Origin of the sequence: Methylococcus sp. S1M (assembly GCF_051295855.1) — a bacterium.
GTDB classification, from domain to species: domain Bacteria; phylum Pseudomonadota; class Gammaproteobacteria; order Methylococcales; family Methylococcaceae; genus Methylococcus; species Methylococcus capsulatus.
On the sequence record NZ_JBPDXO010000071.1, the window covers coordinates 1 to 234 of the forward strand.

1 pseudogene is annotated in these 234 nt (G+C 65.8%); it reads right to left on the reverse strand.

What is annotated here, in order from left to right:
* Positions 1-234, reverse strand: a pseudogene (locus ACSHWJ_RS16230) (DDE-type integrase/transposase/recombinase); the annotation flags it as partial.

Here is a 234-nt window from a genome sequence, read left to right on the forward strand (position 1 = left end):
GCCTGCTGGAACTCATGGCTGCCGTATTGGATGCCCCGGTCGCTGTGGAAGATCAGGCCAGGCGGCGGGCGGCGGCGCCATCACGCCATGGCCAGGGCATCCTTGACCAAGCCCCTGTGCATGCGCTCCTGCAGGTTCCAGCCCACCACCTGGCGAGCAAAGAGGTCGATGACCGCAGCCAGGTACAGCCAGCCTTCGTCGGTGGCAATGTAGGTGATGTCGCCGCTCCAGAGC